This window comes from Pseudomonas sp. MF4836 (genome assembly GCF_002018875.1).
Classification (GTDB): Bacteria; Pseudomonadota; Gammaproteobacteria; order Pseudomonadales; family Pseudomonadaceae; genus Aquipseudomonas.
This window is the reverse complement of the sequence record NZ_MVOL01000004.1, coordinates 448015-474886: the sequence shown is the minus strand read 5'-3', so window position 1 is coordinate 474886 and position 26872 is coordinate 448015. Positions and strand designations below refer to the sequence as shown.

General features: G+C 62.0%; 23 protein-coding genes. 7 read left to right on the top strand and 16 right to left on the bottom strand.

Features of this window, described 5'->3' with window-relative positions:
* Nucleotides 1-58: 58 nt before the first annotated feature.
* From MF4836_RS12380 to MF4836_RS12370, 3 genes are read right to left on the bottom strand one after another with little or no spacing between them, the layout of a single operon-like run.
* Complete coding sequence (locus MF4836_RS12380; protein ID WP_078470549.1) at nt 59-1423, bottom strand: aspartate aminotransferase family protein; 1365 nt, start codon at nt 1421-1423, stop codon at nt 59-61.
* Nucleotides 1424-1476: 53 nt separating this feature from the next.
* On the bottom strand, nt 1477-2835 hold the full coding sequence (locus MF4836_RS12375) for a glutamine synthetase family protein (protein ID WP_078470548.1): 1359 nt from the start codon (nt 2833-2835) through the stop codon (nt 1477-1479).
* A gap of 36 nt (nt 2836-2871) precedes the next feature.
* The gene (locus tag MF4836_RS12370; protein ID WP_078470547.1) at nt 2872-3648 is read right to left on the bottom strand and encodes a gamma-glutamyl-gamma-aminobutyrate hydrolase family protein; all 777 of its coding nucleotides are present in this window, start codon (nt 3646-3648) and stop codon (nt 2872-2874) included.
* A gap of 278 nt (nt 3649-3926) precedes the next feature.
* On the opposite strand from MF4836_RS12370, the gene MF4836_RS12365 reads away from it, so the two are divergent.
* Complete coding sequence (locus tag MF4836_RS12365) at nt 3927-5303, top strand: glutamine synthetase family protein (RefSeq protein ID WP_020295897.1); 1377 nt, start codon at nt 3927-3929, stop codon at nt 5301-5303.
* A 159-nt stretch (nt 5304-5462) separates the two neighbouring features.
* A complete protein-coding gene (locus MF4836_RS12360; RefSeq protein WP_020295898.1) occupies nt 5463-6095 on the top strand; it encodes a TetR/AcrR family transcriptional regulator in 633 nt (210 codons plus the stop codon).
* 74 nt (nt 6096-6169) lie between these two features.
* On the opposite strand, the gene MF4836_RS12355 is transcribed toward MF4836_RS12360, so the two are convergent.
* From MF4836_RS12355 to argE, 10 genes are all read right to left on the bottom strand, one after another.
* Complete coding sequence (locus MF4836_RS12355; protein ID WP_003213899.1) at nt 6170-6385, bottom strand: TOBE domain-containing protein; 216 nt, start codon at nt 6383-6385, stop codon at nt 6170-6172.
* A 108-nt stretch (nt 6386-6493) separates the two neighbouring features.
* Nucleotides 6494-7300: an aliphatic sulfonates ABC transporter ATP-binding protein gene (gene ssuB, locus MF4836_RS12350; protein WP_078470546.1), complete on the bottom strand. Its 807-nt coding sequence runs from the start codon at nt 7298-7300 to the stop codon at nt 6494-6496.
* The gene (gene ssuC, locus MF4836_RS12345) at nt 7297-8085 is read right to left on the bottom strand and encodes an aliphatic sulfonate ABC transporter permease SsuC (protein WP_020295900.1); all 789 of its coding nucleotides are present in this window, start codon (nt 8083-8085) and stop codon (nt 7297-7299) included. The genes ssuB and ssuC overlap by 4 nt, the downstream gene beginning before the upstream one ends.
* An 8-nt stretch (nt 8086-8093) precedes the next feature.
* A complete protein-coding gene (gene ssuD / locus MF4836_RS12340; RefSeq protein WP_078470545.1) occupies nt 8094-9242 on the bottom strand; it encodes an FMNH2-dependent alkanesulfonate monooxygenase in 1149 nt (382 codons plus the stop codon).
* A gap of 25 nt (nt 9243-9267) precedes the next feature.
* On the bottom strand, nt 9268-10233 hold the full coding sequence (locus tag MF4836_RS12335; protein ID WP_078470544.1) for a sulfonate ABC transporter substrate-binding protein: 966 nt from the start codon (nt 10231-10233) through the stop codon (nt 9268-9270).
* Between the two features lie 99 nt (nt 10234-10332).
* The gene (gene ssuE, locus MF4836_RS12330) at nt 10333-10926 is read right to left on the bottom strand and encodes an NADPH-dependent FMN reductase (protein ID WP_020295903.1); all 594 of its coding nucleotides are present in this window, start codon (nt 10924-10926) and stop codon (nt 10333-10335) included.
* A gap of 267 nt (nt 10927-11193) precedes the next feature.
* Entirely contained in the window at nt 11194-11832 is a 639-nt protein-coding gene (locus MF4836_RS12325; RefSeq protein ID WP_020295904.1) for a peroxiredoxin, read from the bottom strand.
* A gap of 270 nt (nt 11833-12102) precedes the next feature.
* Nucleotides 12103-13494 (bottom strand): OprD family porin, encoded by a 1392-nt coding sequence (locus MF4836_RS12320; protein ID WP_078470543.1) that lies wholly within the window; start codon nt 13492-13494, stop codon nt 12103-12105.
* Between the two features lie 514 nt (nt 13495-14008).
* Nucleotides 14009-15307, bottom strand: coding sequence for an amino-acid N-acetyltransferase (gene argA / locus MF4836_RS12315; RefSeq protein WP_020295906.1), 1299 nt, complete (start codon nt 15305-15307; stop codon nt 14009-14011).
* A gap of 134 nt (nt 15308-15441) precedes the next feature.
* Nucleotides 15442-16599, bottom strand: a complete 1158-nt coding sequence (gene argE, locus MF4836_RS12310; RefSeq protein ID WP_020295907.1) for an acetylornithine deacetylase — start codon at nt 16597-16599, stop codon at nt 15442-15444.
* Between the two features lie 158 nt (nt 16600-16757).
* Here argE and MF4836_RS12305 point away from each other — a divergent pair, with 158 nt between their 5' ends.
* Complete coding sequence (locus MF4836_RS12305) at nt 16758-18125, top strand: CYTH domain-containing protein (protein ID WP_078470542.1); 1368 nt, start codon at nt 16758-16760, stop codon at nt 18123-18125.
* A 56-nt stretch (nt 18126-18181) separates the two neighbouring features.
* Here MF4836_RS12305 and MF4836_RS12300 read toward each other — a convergent pair whose 3' ends face one another.
* A complete protein-coding gene (locus MF4836_RS12300) occupies nt 18182-18652 on the bottom strand; it encodes an Lrp/AsnC family transcriptional regulator (protein WP_020295909.1) in 471 nt (156 codons plus the stop codon).
* A gap of 124 nt (nt 18653-18776) precedes the next feature.
* On the opposite strand from MF4836_RS12300, the gene MF4836_RS12295 reads away from it, so the two are divergent.
* Entirely contained in the window at nt 18777-19106 is a 330-nt protein-coding gene (locus MF4836_RS12295) for a hypothetical protein (protein ID WP_078470541.1), read from the top strand.
* A 131-nt stretch (nt 19107-19237) separates the two neighbouring features.
* On the top strand, nt 19238-21016 hold the full coding sequence (locus MF4836_RS12290; RefSeq protein WP_078470540.1) for a GspE/PulE family protein: 1779 nt from the start codon (nt 19238-19240) through the stop codon (nt 21014-21016).
* Here the strand turns inward: MF4836_RS12290 and MF4836_RS12285 are convergent.
* Nucleotides 21013-22035 carry a hypothetical protein gene (locus tag MF4836_RS12285; RefSeq protein WP_078470539.1) on the bottom strand — a complete coding sequence of 341 codons (1023 nt, stop codon included), beginning with the start codon at nt 22033-22035 and terminating at the stop codon, nt 21013-21015. The two genes, MF4836_RS12290 and MF4836_RS12285, sit on opposite strands and share 4 nt — an antisense overlap.
* Nucleotides 22036-22244: 209 nt before the next feature.
* Here MF4836_RS12285 and MF4836_RS12280 point away from each other — a divergent pair, with 209 nt between their 5' ends.
* Nucleotides 22245-22562, top strand: coding sequence for a DUF2388 domain-containing protein (locus MF4836_RS12280; RefSeq protein ID WP_020295913.1), 318 nt, complete (start codon nt 22245-22247; stop codon nt 22560-22562).
* A gap of 86 nt (nt 22563-22648) precedes the next feature.
* Here the strand turns inward: MF4836_RS12280 and gcvP are convergent, their stop codons facing one another.
* Nucleotides 22649-25522 carry an aminomethyl-transferring glycine dehydrogenase gene (gcvP, locus tag MF4836_RS12275; protein ID WP_078470538.1) on the bottom strand — a complete coding sequence of 958 codons (2874 nt, stop codon included), beginning with the start codon at nt 25520-25522 and terminating at the stop codon, nt 22649-22651.
* Between the two features lie 187 nt (nt 25523-25709).
* Here gcvP and MF4836_RS12270 point away from each other — a divergent pair, with 187 nt between their 5' ends.
* Complete coding sequence (locus MF4836_RS12270; RefSeq protein WP_078470537.1) at nt 25710-26852, top strand: DegT/DnrJ/EryC1/StrS family aminotransferase; 1143 nt, start codon at nt 25710-25712, stop codon at nt 26850-26852.
* Nucleotides 26853-26872: the final 20 nt, after the last annotated feature.

The window sequence follows — 26872 nt, the reverse complement described above, 5'->3', positions numbered from 1 at the left end:
TCCTTTATAACTGCTCAGGGCGAAAGTACCGCTAGATACTCCGCCCAGAGCCTAGCACTTAGCCTTGCAGCGCACTCAAGGTCAGATCCAGGCACTTGCGTGCCTTGGCCACCAGTTCATCGATCTCCGCGTGGCTGATCACCAGCGGTGGAGCGATGATCATGGTGTCGCCCACGGCGCGCATGATCAGGCCATTGTCGAAGCAGAACTGACGGCAGATCATGCCGACGCCCTTGCCCACATACCGCGCCCGTGTCGCCTTGTCCTGAACCAGCTCGATGGCGCCCAGCAGACCCACTCCACGAACTTCGCCCACCAGGGGGTGATCGTTGAGTTCGCGCAGACGTTTCTGCAAATAGGGTGCCGTTTCTGCATGAACGCGTTCGATAATTTTTTCATCGCGCATGATGCGAATGTTTTCCAGGGCCACGGCCGCCGCCACCGGGTGCCCGGAATAGGTGAAGCCGTGGTTGAAATCACCGCCTTCATTCAACACCGCGACCACTTCGTCGCGCACGATCAGGCCACCCATCGGGATGTAGCCCGAGGTCAGGCCCTTGGCGATGGTCATCATGTCCGGCTTGAGGTCGTAGAAGTCGCTGCCGAACCATTCGCCGGTACGCCCGAAACCGCAGATCACCTCGTCGGCGACGAACAGGATGTCGTACTTGGCGAGGATTTCCTTGATGCGCGGCCAGTAGCTTTCCGGTGGAACGATCACGCCACCGGCGCCCTGGATCGGCTCGGCAATAAAGGCACCGACGTTATCCACGCCGATTTCCAGAATCTTCTCTTCCAGCTGGTTGGCGGCCCAGACCCCGAACTCTTCGGGGCTCATGTCGCCACCCTCGCCGAACCAGTAGGGTTGCGGGATGTGGACAATGCCCGGGATCGGCAGGTCGCCCTGTTCGTGCATGTAAGTCATGCCGCCCAGGCTCGCGCCGGCCACGGTGGAACCGTGATAGCCGTTGACCCGGCTGATGATGGTTTTCTTGTTCGGCTGGCCCTTGATCGCCCAGTAGTGGCGGACCATACGCAGCATGGTGTCGTTGCCTTCGGAGCCGGAACCGGTGAAGAACACGTGGTTCATGCCTTCAGGGGCAATGTCGGCGATGGCCTTGGACAGCTCCAGCACCGGCGGGTGGGCGGTCTGGAAGAACAGGTTGTAGTACGGCAGTTCTTTCATCTGCTTCGCGGCAGCATCCGCCAGTTCATCGCGACCGTAACCGATGGCCACGCACCACAGGCCGGCCATGCCGTCGAGGATCTTGTTGCCTTCGCTGTCCCACAGGTACACGCCCTTGGCGGTGGTGATAATCCGCGGGCCTTTCTCTTTCAGCTGCTTGAAATCGCTGAAGGGGGCCAGGTGGTGATCGTTGCTGAGGGCTTGCCATTCACGGGTTTGCGGGTTGTTGCTGGTCATACGGCTCTCCTAGAGTCAGTTGGGCGCCGCTTGCGGCCGCGGCGCCCGGTGTGTCAGACGGCGAACAGCAGGAATTCCCGCTCCCATGAGCTGATCACGCGCTTGAAGTTTTCATGCTCGGCCCGCTTGACCGCGACGTAGCCAGTGATGAATTTTTTACCCAGGTATTTTTCGACGGTGGCGCTGTTTTCCATACGCTCCAGCGCGTCTTCGATGGTCAGCGGCAGGCGCAGGTTGCGGCGCTCGTAACCACGACCGACCACCGGCGCGCTCGGATTGATCCCCTCGACCATGCCGATAAAACCGCAGAGCAGGCTCGCGGCAATCGCCAGGTAAGGGTTGGCGTCAGCCCCCGGCAGGCGGTTTTCCACACGACGGTTCTGCGGGCCGGCATCCGGTACGCGCAGGCCGACGGTGCGGTTCTCTTCGCCCCACTCCACGTTCACCGGCGCCGACGTATCGGGCAGGAAGCGGCGGAACGAATTGACGTTCGGTGCGAACAGCGGCAACAGCTCGGGAATCAGCTTCTGCAAACCACCGATGTGGTGCAGGAACAGCTGGCTCATGGTCCCGTCTTCATTGGAGAAGACGTTCTTGCCGGTCTCGATGTCGATGATGCTCTGGTGCAGGTGCATGGCGCTGCCGGGTTCGCCGGTCATGGGCTTGGCCATGAAGGTCGCCGCTACATTGTGCTTGAGCGCGGCCTCGCGCATGGTGCGTTTGAACACCAGGATCTGGTCGGCCAGGGACAGGGCATCGCCGTGACGGAAGTTGATTTCCATCTGCGCCGTGCCGTCTTCGTGAATCAGGGTATCGAGGTCCAGTTCCTGCAGCTCGCACCAGTCGTAGACGTCTTCGAACAACGGGTCGAATTCGTTGGCGGCTTCAATGGAGAACGACTGGCGGCCGGTTTCCGGGCGACCGGAGCGGCCGATGGGCGGCTGCAACGGGAAGTCCGGGTCTTCGCAGCGCTTGGTCAGGTAGAACTCCATCTCCGGAGCGACGATGGGCTGCCAGCCGCGATCGGAGTAGAGCTTCAGGACTTTCTTCAAGACGTTGCGCGGCGACAGCTCGATCGGGTTGCCTTGCTTGTCGTAGGTGTCGTGGATCACCTGCGCCGTGGGCTCGATGGCCCAGGGCACGAGGAATACGGCGTTCTGGTCAGGGCGGCAGATCATGTCGATGTCGGCAGGATCGAGCAGCTCGTAATAGATGTCGTCTTCGACATAGTCGCCGGTGACCGTCTGCAAAAGCACGCTCTCGGGCAGGCGCATGCCTTTTTCGGCGATGAACTTGTTGGTCGGCGAGATCTTGCCCCGGGTGATACCGGTCAGATCGCCAATCATGCATTCGACTTCTGTGATCTTGTGGTCTTTCAACCAATCGGTGAGCTGGTCGAGGTTGTTACTCATAAATGCCTCTAGGCTGAGTTTCCTGACTCTTATAAGTCAGGCGTTTTGTGACGCATCGGCGTCGCGTTGTGTTGCCCGCTTGCGGCAGGCCTCACCAAAGGCCCGGAAAATGGCCAGGTAGTGAGGGTTGGAGCTTACCTGCCATTCGGGATGCCATTGCACGCCTAAAGCAAAAGCCTTGCCCGCCGTCACGGAAATCGCCTCGATCAAGCCGTCGGGCGCTACCGCCTCGACCCGCAGGCCGGGGGCCGGGCGATCGACGCCCTGGGCGTGGATCGAGTTGACCTGGATCTCGCTCGGCAAGCCCAGGCCGGCCAGCACGCCGCCGGCCTGGATATGCACGGCATGAGCCGGGGCATACTGCACCTCCAGCGGCTGGCTGGGATCTTCGCGGTGGTCCATATAGGGGCCGACCAGATGAACGTTCTGATGCAGGCTGCCGCCGAAGGCGACGTTCATTTCCTGAAAGCCGCGGCAGATGCCGAGCACTGGAATTCCGGCCGCAACGGCGGCACGAATCAACGGGAGGGTGGTGGCGTCGCGTGCAGAATCATGAGCAGTACCCGGCGCACTGGCCTGGCCCTGGTAATGAAAAGGTTCGATATTGGAGGGGGAGCCGGTAAAGAGAATGCCGTCCAGACCGTCAATAATATCGTTCGGGTCGAGCAGCTCTGCCAGGGCTGGCAGAATCAATGGCAAGCCCTTGGCAGCAACAGCAACTGCGCGGACGTACTTATCGCCACTGATATGATAAGCATGCAGACCGACCTGCTTGGTGCAGGCGGTGACGCCGATTAACGGCAGGCGAGACATGAAGCACCCCGGTATTATTGCTGTTATGGGTTTGAATCGAGCTTAGCCTTGTTCATTTTTTTACACAACACCCCCGTAAAAAATACAACACGGCCCGCTCAAGCCTGCGGTACCGGAGGTAGCTGAAGACGGAAAAACGCCCTGTTTTGCCGCGAAAGTGCCGTGCAAGCGCTTTATTAGGGCGTAAAAGGCCTCACTTGACTTCGGCATGCCGTTCGGGTTGACTGAAACCAGAAAAGATCAATGATTGATATTTTTAACAACAAAGGTGTTGCATCATGTCGGTACCCCCGCGTGCCGTTCAGCTTAACGAAGCGAACGCGTTCCTTAAGGAACATCCTGAGGTTCTGTACGTTGACCTTCTGATTGCGGATATGAATGGTGTGGTGCGCGGCAAGCGCATCGAACGCACCAGCCTCCACAAGGTTTACGAGAAAGGCATCAACCTGCCGGCCTCTCTATTTGCTCTGGATATCAATGGCTCGACGGTGGAAAGCACCGGCCTGGGTCTGGACATCGGCGATGCTGACCGAATCTGTTATCCGATCCCCGATACCCTGTGCAACGAGCCGTGGCAGAAGCGCCCCACCGCGCAACTGTTAATGACCATGCACGAACTCGAAGGCGAACCTTTCTTCGCCGACCCGCGTGAAGTGTTGCGCCAAGTCGTTACAAAATTCGATGACCTGGGCCTGACCATCTGCGCCGCGTTCGAGCTGGAGTTCTACCTGATCGACCAGGAGAACGTGAATGGCCGCCCTCAACCGCCGCGCTCGCCGATCTCCGGCAAACGCCCGCACTCGACACAGGTCTACCTGATCGACGACCTCGACGAATACGTCGACTGCCTCCAGGACATTCTGGAAGGTGCGAAAGAGCAAGGCATCCCGGCTGACGCCATCGTCAAGGAAAGTGCCCCGGCGCAGTTCGAAGTGAACCTGCACCACGTCGCCGACCCGATCAAGGCCTGCGACTACGCAGTACTGCTCAAGCGCCTGATCAAGAACATCGCCTACGACCATGAGATGGACACCACCTTCATGGCCAAGCCTTACCCGGGCCAGGCGGGCAACGGTCTGCACGTGCACATTTCGATTCTGGACAAAGACGGCAAGAATATTTTTGCCAGTGAGGATCCCGAGCAGAACGCCGCATTGCGTCACGCGATCGGCGGTGTGCTCGAGACCCTACCGGCGCAGATGGCTTTCCTCTGCCCGAACGTCAACTCGTACCGTCGTTTCGGCGCTCAGTTCTACGTGCCGAACTCGCCGTGCTGGGGCCTGGACAACCGCACCGTGGCGATCCGCGTGCCGACCGGTTCGTCCGATGCCGTGCGCATCGAACACCGCGTAGCCGGCGCCGACGCCAACCCGTACCTGCTGATGGCTTCGGTCCTCGCAGGCGTGCACCACGGCCTGACCAACAAGATCGAGCCGGGGGCGCCGGTTGAAGGCAACTCCTACGAGCAGAACGAGCAAAGCCTGCCGAACAACCTGCGCGATGCACTGCGCGAGTTGGACGACAGCGAAGTCATGGCCAAGTACATCGACCCGAAATACATCGATATCTTTGTCGCCTGTAAAGAGAGCGAGCTGGAGGAGTTCGAACACTCCATCTCCGACCTCGAATACAACTGGTACCTGCATACCGTGTAAACGGTTGCGATAAAAACAACGCCGCAGGCTTCAGCGCCTGCGGCGTTTTTTTATGGGTCGCCACTAGGCGCTTTCATCAGCGGCGGTGCGCGACGGTGTCCTGGCAGACAACACTCCACCCTGCTCGTACAATGCCCGCTGCCCAGTGAGGAGACTTCGATGACCCGCCCCGCCCCCCTTCGCAAACCCCGCGCTCGCAGCCAGGCCCGCATCGACTCGATCCTCGATGCCGCCCGCACCCTGCTGGCCGCCGAGGGCGTGGCCAGCCTGTCGATCTACAGCGTGGCGGAACGGGCGCAGATCCCGCCGTCGTCGGTCTACCACTTCTTCGCCAGCGTCCCGGCGCTGCTGGAGGCCCTCACCGCCGATGTCCACGCCGCCTTTCGCGCCTGCCTGCAAGAACCCATCGAAACCACCCGCCTGCACAGCTGGCGCGATCTCTCGCGCCTGGTGGAGCAACGCATGCTCGCCATCTACAGCGAGGATGCCGCGGCCCGTCAGTTGATCCTCGCCCAGCACGGCCTGACCGAAGTCACCCAGGCCGACCGCCAGCACGACCTTGAGCTGGGCGACCTGATGCACACTCTGTTCGATCAGCATTTCCAGTTGCCGGCGCTGCCGACCGATGTCGACGTGTTCGCCCTGGCCATGGAGCTGGGCGATCGGGTCTATGCGCGCTCGGTGCAACAGCACGGCCAGATCACCCCGCGCATGGCCGAGGAAGGCATGCGCGTGTTCGACGCCTATCTGGGGCTGTACCTGCCGCCGTACCTGGCCAAACGCGAGGCGTGACCCGCCGCTTGCCCGGGCGCCCATAAAAAAGCCCCGAAGGGCTCACACCCGTCGAGGCTGTCTCAACACCGCGATCACAACTTGGCGATCGACACCTCGGTGGATTTCACGAACGCGATCACTTCGCTGCCGATCACCAGCTCCAGCTCCTTGACCGAACGGGTGGTGATCACCGACGTGACGATGCCGGAGGCCGTCTGCACGTCGATTTCCGACAGCACGTCGCCTTCGACGATTTCCTTGATGGTGCCTTTGAACTGGTTACGGACGTTGATGGCTTTGATAGTCATGCGATTTCTCCTAGGGTCGAAAATAAGCGGCAAGTGGCGAGCTTCAAGCAGCAAGTAAAAGCGCCGTGCTCTTGCTTGCTGCTGGACGCTTGCAACGTGCAGCTGCTCTTACTGTGCCCAGCGTAATTGCGTGGGCAAGGGTGAAACAGGTTCCGGCTCCGGGGGTGACCCGGGCAGCGACAGCACACGATTCAGGACTTCGGTTTCCAGCGCCGCCAGGCGATGCGAACCACGGGCCCGAGGGCGCGGCAGGTCCACCAGCAGGTCGAGGCCGACTTCACCGTCTTCGATCAGGATCACGCGGTCGGCAATGGCCACCGCTTCGCTGACGTCATGGGTGACCAGCAACACCGTGAAGCCATGTTTTTGCCACAGGCCTTCGATCAGCTGCTGCATCTCGATCCGGGTCAAGGCGTCCAGGGCACCCAGGGGCTCATCCAGCAACAGCAGGCGCGGCTGGTGGATCAAGGCGCGGGCCAGGGCCACGCGCTGCTTCTGCCCACCGGAAAGCGCCGCTGGCCATTCCTGAGCCCGGTCCGCCAGGCCGACCGCCTCCAGGGCCTGCAACGCCTGCGGACGCCAGTTGCCCTTGAGGCCAAGGCCGACGTTGTCGATGACTTTTTTCCAGGGCAGCAGGCGCGCCTCCTGGAACATCAGCCGGGTGTCTTCAATCGCCTCACTGAGCGCTGCCGACCCCGCCAGCAGCTCGCCGGCCGTGGGCTTGTCGAGACCGGCCAGGAGGCGCAGCAAGGTGCTCTTGCCGCAGCCGCTGCGACCGACCACGGCCACGAACTGCCCGGCCGGAATATGCAGGTCGACCTCGCGCAACACCTGGCGCGAGCCAAAAGTCTTTTGCAGCTTGCGCACTGCCAGCGGAATGCCGCGCAGCAGGCGTGCAGGTTGTTGAGCCGTCATTGCGCACCGCCTTTAGCCACTTGATAGGCCGGATGCCAACGCAACCAGACACGTTCCAGGCCCCGGGCGGCCAGGTCGGCCAGCTTGCCGAGCACGGCGTACAGGACGATCGCCAGTACCACCACGTCGGTCTGCAGGAATTCCCGGGCGTTCATTGCCAGGTAACCGATGCCGGAGCTGGCAGAGATGGTTTCCGCCACGATCAGGGTCAGCCACATAAAGCCAAGGGCAAACCTCACCCCCACCAGAATCGATGGCAACGCACCCGGCAGGATCACCTGGCGGAACAGGCTGAAGCCGGACAGGCCGTAGCTGCGGGCCATTTCCACCAGCGCCGGATCGACGTTGCGGATGCCGTGATAGGTGTTGAGGTAGATCGGGAACAACGTTCCCAAGGCCACCAGGAAGATTTTTGCCGACTCATCGATGCCGAACCACAGGATCACCAGCGGGATCAGCGCCAGGTGCGGCACGTTGCGAATCATCTGCACCGAGCTGTCCAGCAGGCGCTCGCCCCACTTCGACAGGCCGGTGATAAAGCCCAGGGCCAGGCCGATGCCGCCGCCGATCAGGAAGCCGATCGCCGCGCGCCAGCCGCTGATGGCCAGGTGGGTCCAGATTTCGCCGCTGCGAATCAGGCTGACCCCGGCTTCAATCACGGCGCTCGGTGCCGGCAGGATCCGCGTCGATAACCAGCCCGCCGACACCGACAGCTGCCACACCGCCAGCAGCAATACCGGCAAGGCCCACGGCGCCAGCCGATGGAATACGTTTTGACTGTTCATGGCCGCGCTCAGCTCTGGGACACAGCTTTGGGAAGGATGTCGTTGGCCACCATCTCGCCGAACGGGCTCACGTAACCGCTGCTTTTGGGCAATTCGGGACGCTCGATATCCAGGTGCGGGAACAGCAGTTCGGCAACCCGATAAGCCTCTTCCAGGTGTGGGTAACCGGAGAAGATAAAGGTGTCGATGCCCAGGTCCGCGTACTCCTGCATGCGCGCTGCCACCGTCGGCCCGTCGCCGACCAGGGCGGTGCCGGCACCACCGCGCACCAGGCCGACGCCGGCCCAGAGGTTGGGGCTGACTTCCAGCTGGTCGCGGTTGCCGCCATGCAAGGCTGCCATGCGCTGCTGGCCAACCGAATCAAAGCGCGCCAGCGAGGCCTGGGCCCGGGCGATGGTGTCGTCGTCCAGGTGGGAAATCAGGCGCTCGGCGGCTTGCCAGGCTTCGTCGTTGGTTTCACGCACGATCACATGCAGGCGAATACCAAAGCGCACGGTGCGCCCCAGCTTGGCCGCCTTGGCCCGCACCTGTTCGATCTTCTCGGCCACCGCCGCCGGGGGCTCGCCCCAGGTCAGGACCATCTCCACCTGCTCGGCCGCGAGATCCTGGGCCGCTTCCGACGAACCGCCAAAGTACAGCGGCGGGCGCGGTTGCTGGATGGGCGGGTACAGCAGCTTGGCGCCCTTCACACTGATGTGCTGGCCGTCGTAGTCGACGGTTTCACCTTCCAGTACCCGGCGCCAGATGCGGGTGAACTCCACGGAAGCCTGGTAACGCTCTTCATGGCTCAGGAACAACCCATCGCCGGCCAATTCATCCGGATCGCCACCCGTCACCAGGTTGAACAACGCCCGGCCACCGGACAGGCGATCCAGGGTCGCTGCCTGACGCGCCGCCACCGTCGGGGAAATGATCCCGGGGTGCAGGGCTACCAGGAATTTCAGGCGCTGGGTCACGGGGATCAACGAGGCGGCCACCAGCCAGGAGTCCTCGCAGGAACGTCCGGTAGGGATCAGCACCCCGCCAAAGCCAAGACGATCGGCGGCCTGGGCAATCTGCTGCAGGTAACCGTGATCGACGGCCCGTGCGCCTTCGGCGGTGCCAAGGTAATGGCCGTCACCGTGGGTAGGCAGGAACCAGAAAATATTGAGGCTCATGGAGTTGTCTCCTAAGGGGTTCGAGTTACGGCGCTTTGGCAACGGCGGCAGGTGGGGTCCAGATCACATCCTTGATGCTCAACGGCTTGGGAATCAGCTTGAGCTGGTAGAAGCTGTCGGCGATTTTCTGCTGCGCGGCCACCACCTCGGGGGTCAGGAACAACGCGCCGTAGCCCTGGCGCTTGACCGACGTCAGGGTGATGTCGGCGGGCAGGCCCAGCAGCGGCGACACCTGTTTGGTCACCTCCTCGGGGTTGGCCTTGGACCATTCACCGACTGCGCGCACTTCTTCCACCAGGGCCTTGATCACCTCAGGGTGTTGCTCGGCGTAGGGCTTGGTTGCCAGGTAGAACTGGTGGTTGTCGACGATGCCGCTGCCATCGCGCAGGGTGCGCGCTTGCAACTGCTGCTCGGCGGCGGCCTGGTACGGGTCCCAGATCACCCAGGCATCGACACTGCCGCGCTCGAAAGCGGCACGGGCATCGGCGGGTGGCAGGAAAATGGTCTGGATATCGCTGTATTTCAGGCCTGCATCTTCCAGGGCCCGCACCAGCAGGTAATGCACGTTGGAGCCTTTGTTGAGCACCACCTTCTTGCCCTTGAGGTCCTGCACCGACTTGATCGGCGAGCCCTTGGGCACCAGGATCGCTTCGCTGGTCGGTGCCGGCGGCTCGTAAGCCACGTAGAGCAGATCGGCACCGGCGGCTTGGGCGAACACCGGCGGGGTTTCACCGGTCACACCGAAGTCGATCGAACCGACATTGAGCCCTTCAAGCAGCTGCGGGCCACCGGGGAACTCGGTCCACTGCACGTCGACGCCTTGCGCCGCCAGGCGTTTCTCCAGGGAACCCTTGGCCTTGAGCAGCACCAGGGTGCCGTATTTCTGATAACCGATACGCAGGCTTTCAGCCTGGGCTTGGGTGATGGCGCCGAAGGACACAGCCGCAACAAACAGAGCGACCAGACCGCGACGCAAAACTACAGGGCGCATGGCGCTCTCCTTTTGCTGTGGGGTTTTTGGCTGCACCTGCTTGGCCGTTAGCGGCTGAGTAAGGTGAGTACTGCAAAATTCGGGTAAGGCGGTTGCGGCTCAAATGCTCCAGCGAGCACTCAACAAACGTTCATTCAAGATATGCGGATCCAGCGGCTTGGGACGGCGTGCCATGGCGCTGTGGAACTGCTCCAGGGCCTCGCTCAGACGCTGCTCCAGAGCCGGCGCCAGTTGCGCCTGGGCACTGCCTTCGCCGTAGGCGATCTGGCTGTCCTCGGCAAAAATGCCGTGCAGCATTTCCTGGGCCTTGAGCGCCGACAGCACCGGCTTGAGCGCGTAATCCACTGCCAGCATGTGGGCGATGCTGCCACCCGTGGCCATTGGCAATACCACCTTGTGACTCAGGGCGCGTTCGGGCAGCAGATCGAGTACGGTCTTCAACGCGCCGGAGAACGACGCCTTGTACACCGGCGTGGCGATCAGCAAGCCGTCGGCCTGGTCGATCTGTTGCAACAGGTCGATCACTTTCGGGCTGTCGAAGCGGGCGTGCAGCAGATCTTCGGCCGGGAAGTCCCGTACCTGATAGCTGACAACTTCCACACCGTGCTGCTGCAACCAGCGCCTGGAGTGATCCAGCAGCACCCCGGAACGGGAGCGTTGGCTGGGACTTCCACCGAGTGAGACGACCAGCATGCAGAGGTTTCCTTGAGGGCTGAAAGCGATTCGCGGTTTGCGATCTCGCTGAATGGGACAGACCTTAACAGTCAATTTATATATCTATAAATCTTATTTTTTCATTTGTTTATTCTTAAAAAGAATATAAGAAGCAAAATCTTCCAGGCAAAAAAATAGGCCGTCGAGACGGCCTTAAACCCCTGCTTCATGATTCTGCAAAGCCCAGGGGGAGCGGGCATGGCAGCCCATAGTCGGTGGCCGGCGCCGCGGCTCCCCCAGGCGCGATTAACGATTGGGCTGTGGCGTCAGGCGCAGGTAGGGCTTCACTGCGCGGTAACCTTTAGGGAAGCGTTTCTTGATTTCGTCTTCGTCCTTGAGGGACGGCACGATCACCACTTCATCACCGTCTTGCCAGTTGGCGGGGGTCGCCACCTTGTAGTTGTCGGTGAGCTGCAGCGAGTCGATCACCCGCAGGATCTCGTGGAAATTGCGCCCGGTGCTGGCCGGGTAGGTGATGGTCAGGCGGATTTTCTTGTTCGGATCGATCACGAACAGCGAACGCACGGTCAGCGTGTCGTTGGCATTGGGGTGGATCAGGTCGTAGAGGTCGGACACCTTGCGATCGGCGTCGGCCAGGATCGGGAAGTTGACGATAGTGTTCTGGGTTTCGTTGATGTCCTCGATCCACTTGTGGTGCGAGTCCACCGGGTCCACCGACAGGGCAATGGCCTTGACCCCACGCTGGGCGAATTCGTCCTTGAGCTTGGCGGTAAAGCCCAGCTCCGTGGTGCACACCGGGGTGAAGTCCGCCGGGTGGGAAAACAGCACGCCCCAGCTGTCGCCGAGCCATTCGTGAAAACGGATCTTGCCAGCGCTGGAATCCTGCTCGAAATCGGGGGCGATGTCGCCCAGTCTTAGGCTCATGGGTGCTGCTCCTGTGAGTGCGGTATGCAGCTACTCTGCCTGCACTGGAGCTTATTTAAAAAGAATAAATATCGATTTATTCAGATCATAAAGGAATATTAAAAATCTATTCACTGGACCCACAGGCAGGCGAAGACCACCATTCTCATCAGGGTTCGAGAAGGCCTTGAGTGGTTGCAAAGAGGGGATTCGGGAAGGGCTCGCGGGGGTGGGCCCGACTTGAAACAGCACCACGCCCGGCATTGCGCCGGGCGTGGTTTTAACGCGGTATTACAACAGCGGCAGCGAGTAGCTGACGATCAGACGGTTTTCGTCCTGATCGCGCTGGCCCGGTACATCGTTGCGCCACATGGCGTTTTTCCAGGTCAGACCCAGGTTTTTCAGCGGGCCTTCCGGAATAACGTAGGCAACGGTCAGGTCGCGTTCCCACTCGGAGCGGCCAGTCGCATTGATCGTTGGCTGAGGAGTGATCGAACCCACTTTCCCGGAGGTATCAATGTTATCGCCGCGCAGATAAATCACGCCTGCAGTCAGACCTGGCAAGCCAAGTTTCGCAAAATCGTACGAGTAACGAGCCTGCCAGGTGCGCTCACCGGCACGGTTGAACTTGGCGATCTGCATATCGGTGGTCAGGTAAGCCGAAGCGCCATCACCCTGGTTCAGGAACGGGAAATCACTGTTGCCATTGCTGACCTGATAACCGCCACCGAAGGTGTGACCAGACACCGAGTACAGGAACAAGCCGCTGTACAGGTTGTTATCAACCTTACCTTTGGTGATGCCAGTACCGTAATCACCAGTGGTGTAGTAGTTGCTGTCATGACCGTTTGCACCGTCATTACGGCTGTTGAAGTAACGCAGATCGGACTTCAATACACCCGGGCCGATCGACCAGTTATGGGTCAGACCCAGGAAGTGCTGCTTGTAGAAGTCTTCCAGGTTGCCGTAGTAGTACTGGGCAGTAAGGTCTTTGGTAAGTTTGTAGTCACCACCGGCGTAGTAGAACTTGTTGCTGTCACGCCCGGCTGGAGTACGACCGTTGGCGCCCGCAATGGACAGGTTCTCATTGTTGCTGGAGTTACGACCTTTGGCGTGTTCGATCTGACCACCGACCAGGGTCAGGTCCTTGATATCGTTCGAGGTGACCTGACCGCCCTGGAAGGTTTGCGGCAGCATACGACCATCGTTGGTCACGATAACCGGCAGCTTTGGCTGCAGGGTGCCGAGCTTGAGCTCGGTCTGGGAAATCTTGGCTTTGGCAGTCAGGCCCAGGCTGGAGTAGTTATCAACCGCTTCGCCGTTGGACTTGCTAGGGAAAACAGTACCGCCGTAGGAACCGGAGTTTGTACCGGCACGAGCAGTTGCACCATTAGTGCCGCCACCGGAATCCAGTTTGACGCCCAGCAGACCGATGGCATCAATACCAAAACCCACGGTGCCTTGGGTGTAACCGGAAGTGAAGTTGAGCTGGAAGCCTTGGCCCCACTCTTCTGCCTTGCTCTGTGCACCAGCAGCCTTGGTGGCGGAGTCACGGTTATCGTTGTTGATATAGAAGTTACGCAGACCCAAGGTTGCCTTGCTGTCTTCGATAAAACCAGCGGCGCCTGCTTGCTGCGCCAAAACCCCTACGGCCACAGCCAGGGCCAAGGTGGACTTATTCATGTTTCGCTCCTCGTTTCTAATTTTTGTGGTTCTTTGGCCCTGGGTCGTACGCCCGGATCCACAGATGCGCGATTAGCGCCAGACCGTGACTGATAAGTCAATCGCAACTATCGGCGTCTACGACCATGGTCTAATCGTGCTGATTTGGTCCCTGCAGGGTAATGAATTCCTCATAAACCCAAAAAGAATTATTTCATTCTTTTTCATACCATTCAGGAATATGCCTTGGCATGCCGTAAGCCAGCCGAATCATCCACATCGGCTACCGAGCCAATTCCTTAATGGTATTTCCCATAAATGCTTAAGACCGATCTGATTTGGCGCAAGTAAATACGTCAAACCAGGTCAGAAAAGCGACGCCATCATGGCGAAGAGCTCATCCTCCCGTCAATTTGTTACAGTTTATGTGTCGAACAGACTTTTTTTTGCAACATTGCCGCTATACGCCTGACACATGCCGCTGCAGGACAGCGGCGGGTGCGCCCCCGCCGATACGGCGGGGACAAGCAGGGTTTCAGAGTGCTTTTTCGAAGATTTTCGAGTTGCGCTGGTAGTTGTACAGCGAGGCCCGCGCCGATGGCAGGCGCTCGACACTGCTGGGCACAAAGCCGCGCTCGCGAAACCAGTGGGCGGTGCGCGTGGTCAGTACGAACAGGGTTTTCAGCCCTTGAGCCCGGGCCCGGGTTTCAATCCTTTCCAACAGTTCATCGCCGCGACGGCCGTGGCGGTACTCGGGGTTCACCGCCAGGCACGCCAACTCGCCGGCATCGGAGTCGGCGATCTGATACAGCGCCGCGCAGGCAATGATCATCCCTTCGCGCTCGACCACGCTGAACTGCTCGATTTCACGCTCCAGCACTTCCCGCGAGCGGCGCACCAGAATCCCCTGTTCTTCCAGCGGGCTGATCAGATCCAGCAAACCGCCGACATCCTCGATGGCCGCCTCGCGCACCAGCTCGAACTGCTCCTGGGCCACCAGGGTGCCGCCGCCGTCGCGGGTGAAAAGCTCGGTCAGCAGCGCACCATCTTCGGCGTAGCTGACGATATGGCTGCGCCCCACGCCGCCGCGACAGGCTTCGGCAGCGGCATCCAGCAGTTCGGCCTGGTAATTGGCCCCCAGGCGCTGCAAGTGCGCGGGCACCTGTTGCGGCCGCAGCTCGCGCACCAGCTTGCCGTTTTCGTCGATCAGCCCGCGGTCGGCGCCAAACAGCAGCAACTTGTCGGCCGCCAGGTCGATGGCGGCGCGTGTGGCGACGTCTTCGCAGGCGAGGTTGAAGATCTCCCCGGTCGGCGAGTAACCCAGGGGCGACAGCAGCACGATCGAGCGCTCGTCCAGCAGGCGGTTGATGCCCTTGCGGTCGACCCGCCGCACTTCACCGGTGTGGTGGAAGTCCACGCCTTCGAGCACGCCGATCGGCCGCGCCGTCACCAGATTGCCGCTGGCGACCCGCAGGCGCGAGCCCTGCATCGGCGACGAGGCCATGTCCATGGACAAGCGCGCCTCGATGGCAATCCGCAGATGGCCGACCGCATCGATCACGCACTCCAGGGTCGCGGCATCGGTAATGCGCAGGCCGTGGTGGTAATGGGGGGTCAGGCCTCGCGCAGCCAGGCGGGTTTCAATCTGCGGCCGCGAACCGTGCACCAGCACCAGGCGCACGCCCAGGCTGTGCAACAGCACCAGGTCGTGGACGATATTGCCGAAGTTGGGATGATCAACCCCATCGCCGGGCAACATGACGACGAAGGTGCAATCGCGGTGGGCGTTGATGTAAGGAGAAGCGTGACGAAGCCAATTGACGTATTCGGGCATGAACCTGAGCCTTAATAAAAAGCAGCCTATAAAAGGGTGAAACAGAGAACGCACATCGGGCTGATGGTTATCGTCGGAACAGGCTTGGCGACACGCTGACTCTCCTTATAGGTACGGACCTGGGCACCGGCGCTTTACTGGGGTTGGGCCGGCGTCAGGCAATAATGTTCGATCAGTTCACGTAATAGATGCACGGTAGGCTGCAAGCGTGACATTTCGAGGTACTCCCCCGGTTGATGCGCACAGGCGATGTCGCCAGGGCCTAGTACCAGGGTCTCGCAGCCAAGGCGCTGAAGATAAGGCGCTTCGGTGCCAAACGCCACCGCTTCGGCGCGATGCCCGGTCAGTCGTTCGGCCACCCGCACCAGTTCGGCATCTTCTGCCTGTTCAAAGGGCGGCACTTCAGGGAAGAGTGGCGCGTAGTCGATCTTCACCTGATGGCGCTCGGCCAGTGGTTCCAGTTTCTGCCGGATGGCCGCGCGCAGCATCTGCGGGTCCATGCCCGGCAAAGGCCGCAGGTCGAATTCCAGGGAACACTGGCCGCAAATCCGATTGGGGTTGTCGCCGCCGTGGATGCAACCGAAGTTCATGGTTGGCTGCGGCACACTGAATTGCGGGTTGCGAAATTCGCGCTGCCAGGCCAGCCGCAGGCCGCGCAGCTCGCCGATGGCGTCATGCATCGCCTCCAGCGCGCTGTGGCCCAGGCGCGGGTCAGAGGAGTGCCCGCTCTGCCCGAGGATGTCGATGCGTTCCATCATCACCCCCTTGTGCAGGCGGATCGGCTTGAGCCCGGTGGGCTCACCGATCACCGCAGCGCGGCCCAGTGGCCGACCGGCTTCGGCCAGGGCGCGGGCCCCGGCCATGGAGCTTTCCTCGTCACAGGTGGCCAGAATCAGCAGCGGTTGCTTGAACGGCTGGTCCAGCAGCGGCTGGACCGCCTCGATCACCAGGGCAAAAAAGCCCTTCATGTCACAGCTGCCCAGGCCGATCCAGCGCCCGTCGACTTCGGTCAGTTTCAAGGGGTCGGTCTGCCACAAGGCTTCGTCGAATGGCACGGTATCGCTATGACCTGCCAGGACCAGCCCGCCCGGGCCGCTGCCGAAGCTGGCCAGCAGGTTGAACTTGCCGGGGCTGACCTGCTGGATATCACAGGCAAACCCCAGGTCACCGAGCCAGGCGGCAAGCAGGTCGATCACTGCACGATTGGATTGATCCAGCGCCGCCTGGGTGCAGCTGACGGACGGTGCGGCAATCAGCGCGGCGAACTGGTCTTTCATGGACGGCAATGGCATGCGCTGGCTCCCGACGGCAAAGATGAGGCTCATCATAGAGCCATCTTGCGACAGGAATAAACCGGCGCGGCACCTCCAGGCGCCTTGTCCTGTACACTGCACGGCCTTGGCAGCCACACATTCCCCTGGCTGCGCTCCCGATTCTGGATTTTCCGGCCATGCAGAAAGAAACTGAAATCAAACTCCGCGTCAGCCGCGAAACCCTCGCCGCCTTGCGCGAGCACCCGCTGCTGAAAAAACGCAACAAAAGTGGCTGGGAACGCCGTGAGCTGATGAACCAGTACTTCGACACCCCAGAGCGTGACCTGGCCCAGGCCAAGGTCGCTCTGCGCCTGCGTCGCGATGGCGAAGAAGTGATTCAGACCCTCAAGACCCGTGGCCACAGCGTTGCCGGTCTGTCCGAGCGCAATGAATACGACTGGCACCTGGCCAAACCCAAGCTCGACGTGAAAAAGCTCGACGGCGAATGCTGGCCCGAAGAACTGGCCGAGCTGGACAAAAAGACCCTCAAGCCAATCTTCACCACCGATTTCGTCCGCGAACGCGCGGAAATCGCCTGGGGCCGCGGCAAGGCCAAAGTAGTGATCGAGGCCGCCCTGGACCTGGGCCACGTGGTTGCTGGCAAGCAGAAGGAAGAAATCTGCGAGCTGGAACTGGAACTGCGCGAAGGTGAACCGGCCGCGCTGCTGGAGCTGGCCGCAGAACTGGCGGCGACCCTGGCCCTGATGCCGTGCGATATCAGCAAGGCCGAGCGCGGCTATCGCCTGTTCGATGCCAACAGCTACACGCTGAGCCTGCCGGCACCGGAGTTAAGCGCCGAAACCGCACTGGATGACGCCTTTGCCGCCCTGACCTGGCACCTGCTGGGCAGCAGCCAGCGCCTGGCCGAACAGTATCGCTTCAACGGCCACTGGCGCCTGCTGCAGGACTGGGTGGAAAACCTCGCCGAACTGCGCGCCCTGCTCAGCAGCCTGGGCCAGGCCGCACCGCGCCAGTCCACCGCCGAACTGCGCAGCGCCCTCGACGCCCTGCTTGAAGACTGGCGCCCACTGGTGCAAGCCGGCCTGGAAGACGAAGACGTGCGCAAGGCAGCGCCGGAGCAGTTCATCGAAGAACTGGAAGACGTGCGCTGGGGCCTGTTCTCGCTGAACACTTCGCGCTGGTTGCTGGCCCGCAGTTGGACCACCGAGCGCAACACCCGTGGCAACCGCCAGGGCGCCGCGCAACTGGGCAACTGGCTGCCGCGCCTGCTGGCCGACGAGGCCGTGGCCCTGCAACTGCCGCGCTATCAGCAACAGCCTGAAGACCTGGCTGAACAGTTGCCGCGTATCGAACGGATCCAGGCCTGGCTGCACCACGCCCGCAACATCCTGGACATCCCGGAGCTGGACCGCCTGTACGGCGAACTGAACAAGCTGGTGCAACTGGCCAACGAGCCCATCAGCGATGAAGTGCTCGACGCGCGCAAACAGCAAGCCATCACCGTGTTCCAGAGCCGTGCCTGGAAAACCCTGCTGCGCCTGTAACCTGCTCCTCACCGGCAAGCCTGCGGGCCTGTCGGTGAGCGCCCCGCCCTAGAGTTTCAGCGCAGCACCGGCAAACTCGTCGTCGACTTGATTTCGGACAAGGCGACGATCGAGTTCACCTCCTGGATTCCCGGCACCATCGACAGCTTCTCGAAGAAAAACCGCTCATAGGCTTCAATATCGGCGGTGACGATGCGCAGCAGGAAATCCACCGCCCCCATCAGCACATAACACTCCAGCACTTCGGGAAAGCCGCGAATCGCCTCGGTGAACTCCGTAAAGTTGGAGCGCCCGTGGGCGTTGAGTTTGACCTCGGCGAAGATCTGCGTGTTGAGGCCGATTTTCTTGCGATCGAGCAAGGTCACCTGGGCGCGAATCACCCCCTCCTCTTTCATCCGCTGAATCCTGCGCCAGCATGGCGACTGGGACAGCCCGACCTGCTCGGCGATCTGCGCGCTGGACAGCGAGGCGTCCTCCTGCAGCAAGGCGAGAATCCGGCGGTCATAAGCGTCAAGCTCGCTGTGCATAGATATTCCTTAAATAGGCATATACAAGAAATGAATAATTCATTATTCGCCCAATCACGCTCATCTTAGATAAGAAATACCCGGGACCCCATGTAAAAATTTCTCCACTGATCTGGAGAACGCCATGCCCTACCTCGAAGCCGTAAACCGTGAACCTTGCCGTGCCGATGTGTGGAGCCGCGCCAACAGCCACTGCCAGGTGCGCTATCAATTGAGCGCGGAAGCCGAAGCCGACGTGCTGTGCCGGGTGCTCAACCATTTCGCCTTGCAGAGCCTGGTGCCGCAGCAGGTTGCAGTGCTGCAACGGGATGGCCAGTTACACATCGAGGTGGCGCTCGACGGTCTGAGCTGGCACCGGGCCGGAGTGATTGCGGAAAAACTTCGTAACCTGATCAGCGTGGAATCGGTAACGCTCGAGCCCATCGAGCTTTCCCGCCTGCACGCGGCGGGCTGACAGGCTGCCGGCAAAACCCTGCAACCCTTGGACGACGGGCCGTCGGTTACCCGGGACTATTCTTGGCAATTCGCGGTCAGAGGCGCACACCTTGAAACCGCTTGGTGCCCGAATACCCCCAAGGAGCCCGAATGTCTGTTTCCCGCGTTACCCAGGACCGCTGGCTGGACCTCAATGATGTGCTGCGCGACCTGCTCAGCCAGGGCCTGCTCAACCAGGACTCGGCCGAACGCGCACTGAGCAGCCGGCGCAACGCCGCCAACAGCCAGCTGCACCCTCTGGAATTTCTGGCCGGCCAGCAACTCGATGATCAGCGTCGCCCCGGACGCAGCCTGGACCTGGAAAGCCTGACCCTGTGGCTGGCACAACGCGCGGGCCAGCCCTACCTGCGAATTGACCCGCTGAAAATCGATGTCGCCAGCATCACGCCGCTGATGTCCTACGCCTTTGCCCAGCGCCACCAGATTCTCGCGGTGGCCATCGACCCCCATGGGGTCACCGTGGCCAGCGCACAGCCTGATGTGAACGCCTGGGAAGCCGACCTGGCCCATGTCCTGAAACTGCCCATCAAGCGTGTCGTGGCCAACCCGGCGGATATCCAGCGATTCACCCAGGAGTTCTACCGCCTGGCCAAGTCGGTCAGCGGCGCCAACACCGAACGCAAGATGCACAGCCTGGGCAACTTCGAACAACTGCTCAACCTCGGCGCCAGTGACCAGCAGCCCGACGCCAACGACGCCCATATCGTCAATATTGTCGACTGGCTGTTCCAGTACGCCTTCCAGCAGCGCGCCAGCGATATCCATATCGAGCCCCGCCGCGAGCAGGGCACGGTGCGCTTTCGCATCGACGGGATACTGCACAACGTCTACCAGTTCCCGCCCCACGTCACCGTGGCCATCGTCAGCCGCCTGAAGAGCCTGGGGCGAATGAACGTCGCGGAAAAACGCAAACCCCAGGATGGCCGGGTCAAGACCAAGACCCCGGATGGCGCTGAAGTGGAACTGCGCCTGTCGACCCTGCCCACCGCGTTTGGCGAAAAAATGGTGATGCGCATCTTCGACCCGCAGGTGTTGCTCAAGGACTTCGACCAGCTCGGCTTCGGCGCCGAGGACCTGCTGCGCTGGCAGGACATGACCCGCCAGCCCAACGGCATCATCCTGGTCACCGGCCCCACCGGCTCGGGCAAGACCACCACCCTGTACACCACCCTCAAGCAACTGGCGACGCCCGAGGTCAACCTGTGCACCATCGAGGACCCGATCGAGATGGTCGAGCCGGCGTTCAACCAGATGCAGGTCCAGCACAATATCGACCTGACCTTTGCCAGCGGCGTGCGCGCCCTGATGCGCCAGGACCCGGACATCATCATGATTGGCGAAATTCGCGATCTGGAAACAGCGGAAATGGCGATCCAGGCCGCGCTCACCGGGCACCTGGTGCTGTCCACGGCACACACCAACGATGCCCCTGGCGCCATCAACCGGCTGCTGGAACTCGGCGTGCCCCATTACCTGATCAAGGCCACGGTGTTGGGGGTCATGGCCCAACGCCTGGTACGCACCCTGTGCCCGCACTGCAAGGCACCGCAGGAGCTGGGCGCAGATGACTGGCAGGCCCTGACCCACCCCCGGCAATTGCCCCTGCCCGAACATGCCTGCCGCGCCGTTGGCTGTGCGGAATGCCGGGACACCGGCTACCACGGGCGGGCCGGGGTGTACGAGATCATGCAGATGAGCGACAGCCTCAAGGCCCTGATCAGCCGCGACACCGACCTCCTGGCCTTGCGCCGCCAGGCGGCCAGGGACGGCATGCGCAGCTTGCGCCTATCGGGCGCGCAGAAGGTCGCTGCCGGCCTGACCACCCTGGAGGAGGTGTTGCGCGTCACGCCGCAAAGCGAGCAGCCCTAGCCCCCGAACTCCTCCCAGTCGATGACCCCGACCTTGTCATTGGGCTGGATATCCAGCACCGCGCCATCGGCACGCTGCTGCAGAATGGAACGCCCCACGGACAGCTTCTTGCGGGTCTGATGGTTAACCGCGGTGGACTCGCGGGTCGGGCTGAACAGCAGGCGGTCCGGCGCTTCCTGGCGCACCCGCATGCCTGCCGGGTAATGCCATTCCCCGAGGCGCACCGGCTGGGCCAGGACACCCGACCATTGGCGTAACTGTTGGTTTTCATCCAGGTCCAGGGTCAGCGACAGGAACTGCATGCCCTGGTAGGCCACGGGACGCGGCACCTCGCCGTCGGTGCGCACGATAAAGCCGGAGGACTCGTGGAACACCTGGCTGCCCGCGGGCCAGGTGACATCGGCCAAGCGGGCATCCGGGCTCATGTGGCATTCATCGAAGCGCCAGCGGCTGGGAAAGGTCCGGTCTTCGACGGTGCGGTCAAAGCTGACCCAGCCGCCACCCTTGCAGGGCCAGCCGGCGATCTGTTGGTCGCCCACCAGCAACAGTTTTGAAAAGTAGTAATGCGGCGGCATGTCTATGTCGCTGACCTGCAGGCCCAGCACCGACTGCGGCGTCTTGAACGTCGCATAAGCGACGCTTTGCAGGCCCGACAGCTGCGACTCCCCCTTCCAGTCCACCGGGTCCAGGGTATCGAGCTTGACCAGGGTCCCGGCCGGGAAGTGCAGTTCGTCCAGTTGCAGATCCGCTTGCAACCGCGGGTTCAGCGCCTGGGTCCGCTCTTGTTGCGCGACGGAAAGGGCCACCATACCCCACACAAACTTGAGCCCCAGGCCGACGAAAAACAGCATGGCCAGGGTCAGGGGCACGTGCAGCCACAGGCGCTTGCGCAGTCGCTGGCGTTTTTCCGGGTGGCGCAGCGCCATGACCAGGGACACCAACCCTGCCGCGCTGGCGCCGCAGAGGATCAGCAACAGGTACAGGTACATGAACGCGATGGGGCTGGGGCCGAAAATCAAAGGTGAACATCCGTGCTCTGGCAGAAGCCGCGCATCGTGCCAAATTTTCCCCGGCGGGCATACCGCTGGATCACACGCCGGGCAGTTGAAACACGCACTCGCCGGCCAAACACCCACCACAGGTCGAAAACCTTCTTCCCATGCCACGGAACTCCTTCAGGTCGTCTGTAATCAAATTGTTCAGATACCCCCAGTCGGAGTCACCCACCATGCGTCTAAAAATAGCTGTCGCGACACTTGCCTTGCTCTCCCTTCCTGTCGGTTCGGCAATGGCCGACAGCTTCTGGCGTAACGTCATTTCCTCCGGTGCCACCACCGGTTCCACCTACCTGACCTTCAAGGATCACAAACTGATCGTTGCGGCGCAGGACGACGCGGGCAGTTTCGTTGCCAGCGACGGCGGGATCCGTGGCCCGTACCTGGAAGCCGCCATGCAGAAAGTCCGGGCCGATAACCCGGGCCTGCAGGCGACGGACATGGAACTGGCCAACGCCATCCTGGCCAAAAACGCGGTCGCGCAAGAGTGATCGCGGTTGTGAGATAAAAGTTGTGAGATAAAAAATGCCGCTCCCATGAGCGGCATTTTTTTGCCTGTTTTTTGATCAGTCCGCCCTCAGCGATAGGCATCCACCGGCACGCAAGCGCAAAACAGGTTGCGATCGCCATAGACGTTATCGACCCGATTCACTGTCGGCCAGTACTTGTGGCTACGGGTATGGGCGCTGGGCAGCACCGCCTGTTGAATGCTGTAGGGCCGCTCCCAGACTCCGGTGATATCGGCCAGGGTATGGGGCGCACCCTTGAGCGGGTTGTCGTCGGCTGGCCAGTGGCCGTCCTGGACCAGGGCGATCTCCGCGCGAATGCTCAGCATCGCCTCGATAAACCGATCCAGCTCGGCCTTGGACTCGCTCTCCGTGGGTTCGACCATCAGGGTTCCCGGCACCGGAAAGGACATGGTCGGCGCATGAAAGCCGTAATCCATCAGGCGCTTGGCCACGTCCTCCTCGCTGATTCCGGTCTGGGCCTTGAGCGGTCGCAGGTCGAGGATGCATTCATGGGCCACCCGCCCATTGCGCCCGCTGTAGAGCACCGCAAAGGCCCCGCTCAACTGCTCCGCCAGGTAATTGGCCGCCAGGATCGCCACCTCGCTGGCATCCACCAATTGCGGGCCCATCATCGCGATGTACATCCAACTGATGGGCAAGATGCTCGCGCTGCCCCACGGCGCCGCGCTGACCGCATCGTTGCCTGGCAACGGCCCCTCCAGCGGCACCACCGGATGATTGGCGACAAACGGCGCCAAGTGCGCCCGCACGCCGATCGGCCCCATGCCCGGGCCACCGCCGCCATGGGGAATGCAAAAGGTTTTGTGCAGATTCATGTGGGAGACATCGGCGCCGATATCCGCCGGCCGGGCCAGGCCGACCTGGGCATTGAGGTTGGCTCCGTCCATGTACACCTGGCCGCCATGGCTGTGGATAACTTCGCAGATTTCGCGCATGCCCTCCTCGTACACGCCATGGGTCGATGGATAGGTCGCCATCAGGCAGGCCAGGTGCTCGCCGGCGGCCTGGGCCTTGGCCTTGAGGTCTTCAAGGTCGACGTTGCCCGCAGCGTCGCATTCGACAATCACCACCTGCATCCCGGCCATCTGCGCCGAAGCCGGGTTGGTGCCGTGGGCCGAGGCTGGAATCAGGCAGATATCACGCCCCGCCTGCTGCCGGCTGGCGTGGTACTTACTGATCGCCAACAACCCGGCGTACTCGCCCTGGGCCCCGGAATTGGGTTGCATGCAGATCGCATCGAAACCGGTGATCGCACACAGCCAGCGCTGCAATTCGTCGATCATCAGCCCATAGCCCACCGCCTGCTCCAGGGGAGCAAAGGGATGCAGGTTGGCAAATTGCGGCCAGGTGATGGGGATCATCTCGCTGCTGGCGTTGAGCTTCATGGTGCAGGAGCCGAGCGGGATCATCGACTGGTTGAGCGCCAGGTCCTTGTTTTCCAGCTGCTTGAGGTAGCGCAGCATCCGGGTTTCGCTGTGGTGCGCGTTAAACACCGGGTGGGTCAGGTAGCGGCTGCTGCGCAGCAGCTCGGGGGGGATTCCACCGGGCAGCGCCTGGGCATCGAGTTCGGCCACCTGCAACCCGTGGTCGGCCCCCAGGAACAGGTCGAACAAGCGAGCCACGGTGCTTTCGTCGCAGCCCTCATCCAGGCTCAGGCCCAATTGCCCGCGCCCGAGAATCCGCAGGTTGATCTGCGCCGCCTTGGCGCTTTCGATGATCGCCGTCTGGCTCCCGCCCACCTCCAGGGTCAGGGTGTCGAAAAAATGCCGATTGAGCCGGGTGGTGCCATGGCGCTCCAGCCCGGCGGCCAGGATGCAGGTCAGCCGGTGCACCCGTTGGGCAATGCGCTTGAGGCCCTCGGGCCCGTGATACACCGCGTAGAAACCGGCGATATTGGCCAGCAGCACCTGGGCCGTGCAGATATTGGAATTGGCCTTCTCGCGACGGATATGTTGCTCGCGGGTTTGCAGGGCCATGCGCAGGGCCACATTGCCCCGGGCGTCCCGCGACACGCCGATGATCCGGCCCGGCATGGCTCGCTTGTACTCGTCACGGCAGGCAAAAAAGGCCGCATGGGGACCGCCGTAACCCATAGGCACGCCAAAGCGCTGGGATGAGCCGAGCACCACGTCGGCCCCCTGCTCGCCCGGCGGCGTCAACAGCAGCAGGCTGAGCAGGTCGGTGGCGACACAGGCCAGGGCATGCTGCCCATGCAGGTGGTCGATCAGCGGACGCAGGTCGCGTATCTCGCCATGGGTGTCCGGGTATTGCAGCAAGGCCCCGAACACCTGCTGCCCCGGCAAGTTATCCACAGCGTCGACCACCAGCTCGAAGCCAAACCCTTCGGCCCGGGTGCGAACCACGGAAATCGTCTGCGGGTGGCAGTTATGGTCGACAAAGAAGCGGTTGCTGGTGGATTTGGCCACCCGCCGGGCCAGGGCCATGGCCTCGGCCGCCGCAGTGGCTTCATCCAGCAGCGAGGCATTGGCCAGCTCCAGGCCGGTCAGGTCGATGGTCAGTTGCTGAAAATTGAGCAGGGCCTCGAGCCGGCCCTGGGCGATTTCCGGTTGGTAGGGGGTGTAAGCGGTGTACCAGCCGGGGTTCTCCAGCACGTTACGCAGAATCACCCCCGGGGTCAGAGTGGCGTGGTAGCCCATGCCGATCAGGCTGGTCCAGACCTGGTTCTGCTCGGCGTAGCCACGCAACTTGGCCAGGGCCGCCTCTTCGTCCAGGGCTGGCGGCAGTGCCAGCGCTCCCTTGAAGCGAATTCCCGGCGGCACTGTCTGCTCGATCAGCTCGGTCCGGCTGCCCAGCCCCAGGCTCTCGAGCATCGCCTGCTGCTCGGCGGCATCGGGCCCCAGGTGGCGGCGTAAAAAAGCGTTCGGATCGCGCAATTGGCTCAAGGACGGCAACTGGGACATGACGGGCTCTCTCTTAAGTGGCGCTCAACGTCGATGCAACACGGTCAAGCCAGCATAGCAGCCGCTTTCGGGCGTCGACGCGCTGGCGCCGTCGCCGAATCGGTACCATTATGCTGGGCGTCAGCGCGCCAGCCTCGGCGCGCACCCTGCCTGTTTCTACCCTCTGCTTACCGGGTGCACCCTCGTCATGAGCCAACTGCCTTTCCTGCCGTTTTCCAAACCCACCATCGATGAAGCCACCATCGCCGCTGTCGGCGACGTCCTGCGCTCGGGCTGGATCACCAGCGGGCCCAAGGTCCAGGCGTTCGAAGCCCAGCTCTCGGAGTTCTTCGGCGGACGCCCGGTGCGCACCTTCAACTCCGGCACCTGCACCATGGAGATCGCCCTGCGCATCGCCGGCATCGGCCCCGGCGACGAAGTCATCACCACCCCGATCTCCTGGGTGGCCACGGCCAACGTGATTCTGGAAGTCGGCGCCACTCCGGTATTTGCCGATATCGACCCGATCACCCGCAACCTCGACCTGGCCCAGGTGGAGGCGGCGATCACCCCCCGCACCAAAGCCATCATCCCGGTGTATCTGGCCGGGTTACCGGTGGACATGACGCGCCTCTACGCCCTGGCGCGCAAGCACGGCCTGCGGGTGGTGGAAGACGCCGCCCAGGCCCTGGGTTCGAGCTGGGACGGCCAGCGCATCGGCGCCAGCGGTGACTTTGTGTCATTCAGCTTCCAGGCCAACAAAAACGTCACCTCGTCCGAGGGCGGCTGCCTGGTGCTGAACACCCCCGAAGAAGTGCGCCTGGCCGAGAAGTACCGCCTGCAAGGCGTCACCCGCAACGGTTTCGACGGGCTGGATGTGGATGTCCTGGGCGGCAAGTTCAATATGACCGACGTCGCCGCCGCCATCGGCCTGGGGCAGTTCGCCCATATCGAACACATCACCACCCATCGCCGTGAACTGGCCCGCTACTACTTCGACTGCTTCGGCAGCGATTTCGAGGCCACCTACGGCGCCCAACTGCCGCCGGCGGACTTCAGCAACAGCAATTGGCACCTGTTCCAACTGGTGCTGCCTGAACGCCGGGACGGCAAGCCCGCCCGCGCCAGTTTTATGGAGCAGATGCAGGAACGCGGCATCGGGATCGGCTATCACTACCCGCCCATCCACCTGCTGAGCCTGTACCGCAAACTCGGCTTCAAGGAGGGCATGTTCCCGGTGGCGGAACGGGTCGGGCGCCTGATCGTTTCGCTGCCGATGTTCACCAGCATGAGCAAAAGCGACGTCGAGCGCTCGGTGGCGGCGGTCAAGGCCGTGCTGAAAGACGCCTGATACGGCGCCCATAAAAAAGC

Coding starts and splice junctions, on each gene's coding strand:
- gcvP (WP_078470538.1), bottom strand. CDS start 25,522: ATGTCCCAGTTGCCGTCCTTGAGCCAATTGCGCGATCCGAACGCTTTT.
- MF4836_RS12365 (WP_020295897.1), top strand. CDS start 3,927: ATGTCGGTACCCCCGCGTGCCGTTCAGCTTAACGAAGCGAACGCGTTC.
- argA (WP_020295906.1), bottom strand. CDS start 15,307: ATGCCCGAATACGTCAATTGGCTTCGTCACGCTTCTCCTTACATCAAC.
- MF4836_RS12290 (WP_078470540.1), top strand. CDS start 19,238: ATGTCTGTTTCCCGCGTTACCCAGGACCGCTGGCTGGACCTCAATGAT.
- MF4836_RS12380 (WP_078470549.1), bottom strand. CDS start 1,423: ATGACCAGCAACAACCCGCAAACCCGTGAATGGCAAGCCCTCAGCAAC.
- MF4836_RS12335 (WP_078470544.1), bottom strand. CDS start 10,233: ATGCGCCCTGTAGTTTTGCGTCGCGGTCTGGTCGCTCTGTTTGTTGCG.
- argE (WP_020295907.1), bottom strand. CDS start 16,599: ATGCCATTGCCGTCCATGAAAGACCAGTTCGCCGCGCTGATTGCCGCA.
- MF4836_RS12270 (WP_078470537.1), top strand. CDS start 25,710: ATGAGCCAACTGCCTTTCCTGCCGTTTTCCAAACCCACCATCGATGAA.
- MF4836_RS12305 (WP_078470542.1), top strand. CDS start 16,758: ATGCAGAAAGAAACTGAAATCAAACTCCGCGTCAGCCGCGAAACCCTC.
- MF4836_RS12280 (WP_020295913.1), top strand. CDS start 22,245: ATGCGTCTAAAAATAGCTGTCGCGACACTTGCCTTGCTCTCCCTTCCT.
- MF4836_RS12300 (WP_020295909.1), bottom strand. CDS start 18,652: ATGCACAGCGAGCTTGACGCTTATGACCGCCGGATTCTCGCCTTGCTG.
- ssuD (WP_078470545.1), bottom strand. CDS start 9,242: ATGAGCCTCAATATTTTCTGGTTCCTGCCTACCCACGGTGACGGCCAT.
- MF4836_RS12355 (WP_003213899.1), bottom strand. CDS start 6,385: ATGACTATCAAAGCCATCAACGTCCGTAACCAGTTCAAAGGCACCATC.
- ssuE (WP_020295903.1), bottom strand. CDS start 10,926: ATGCTGGTCGTCTCACTCGGTGGAAGTCCCAGCCAACGCTCCCGTTCC.
- MF4836_RS12325 (WP_020295904.1), bottom strand. CDS start 11,832: ATGAGCCTAAGACTGGGCGACATCGCCCCCGATTTCGAGCAGGATTCC.
- MF4836_RS12370 (WP_078470547.1), bottom strand. CDS start 3,648: ATGTCTCGCCTGCCGTTAATCGGCGTCACCGCCTGCACCAAGCAGGTC.
- MF4836_RS12295 (WP_078470541.1), top strand. CDS start 18,777: ATGCCCTACCTCGAAGCCGTAAACCGTGAACCTTGCCGTGCCGATGTG.
- ssuC (WP_020295900.1), bottom strand. CDS start 8,085: ATGAACAGTCAAAACGTATTCCATCGGCTGGCGCCGTGGGCCTTGCCG.
- MF4836_RS12320 (WP_078470543.1), bottom strand. CDS start 13,494: ATGAATAAGTCCACCTTGGCCCTGGCTGTGGCCGTAGGGGTTTTGGCG.
- ssuB (WP_078470546.1), bottom strand. CDS start 7,300: ATGACGGCTCAACAACCTGCACGCCTGCTGCGCGGCATTCCGCTGGCA.
- MF4836_RS12375 (WP_078470548.1), bottom strand. CDS start 2,835: ATGAGTAACAACCTCGACCAGCTCACCGATTGGTTGAAAGACCACAAG.
- MF4836_RS12360 (WP_020295898.1), top strand. CDS start 5,463: ATGACCCGCCCCGCCCCCCTTCGCAAACCCCGCGCTCGCAGCCAGGCC.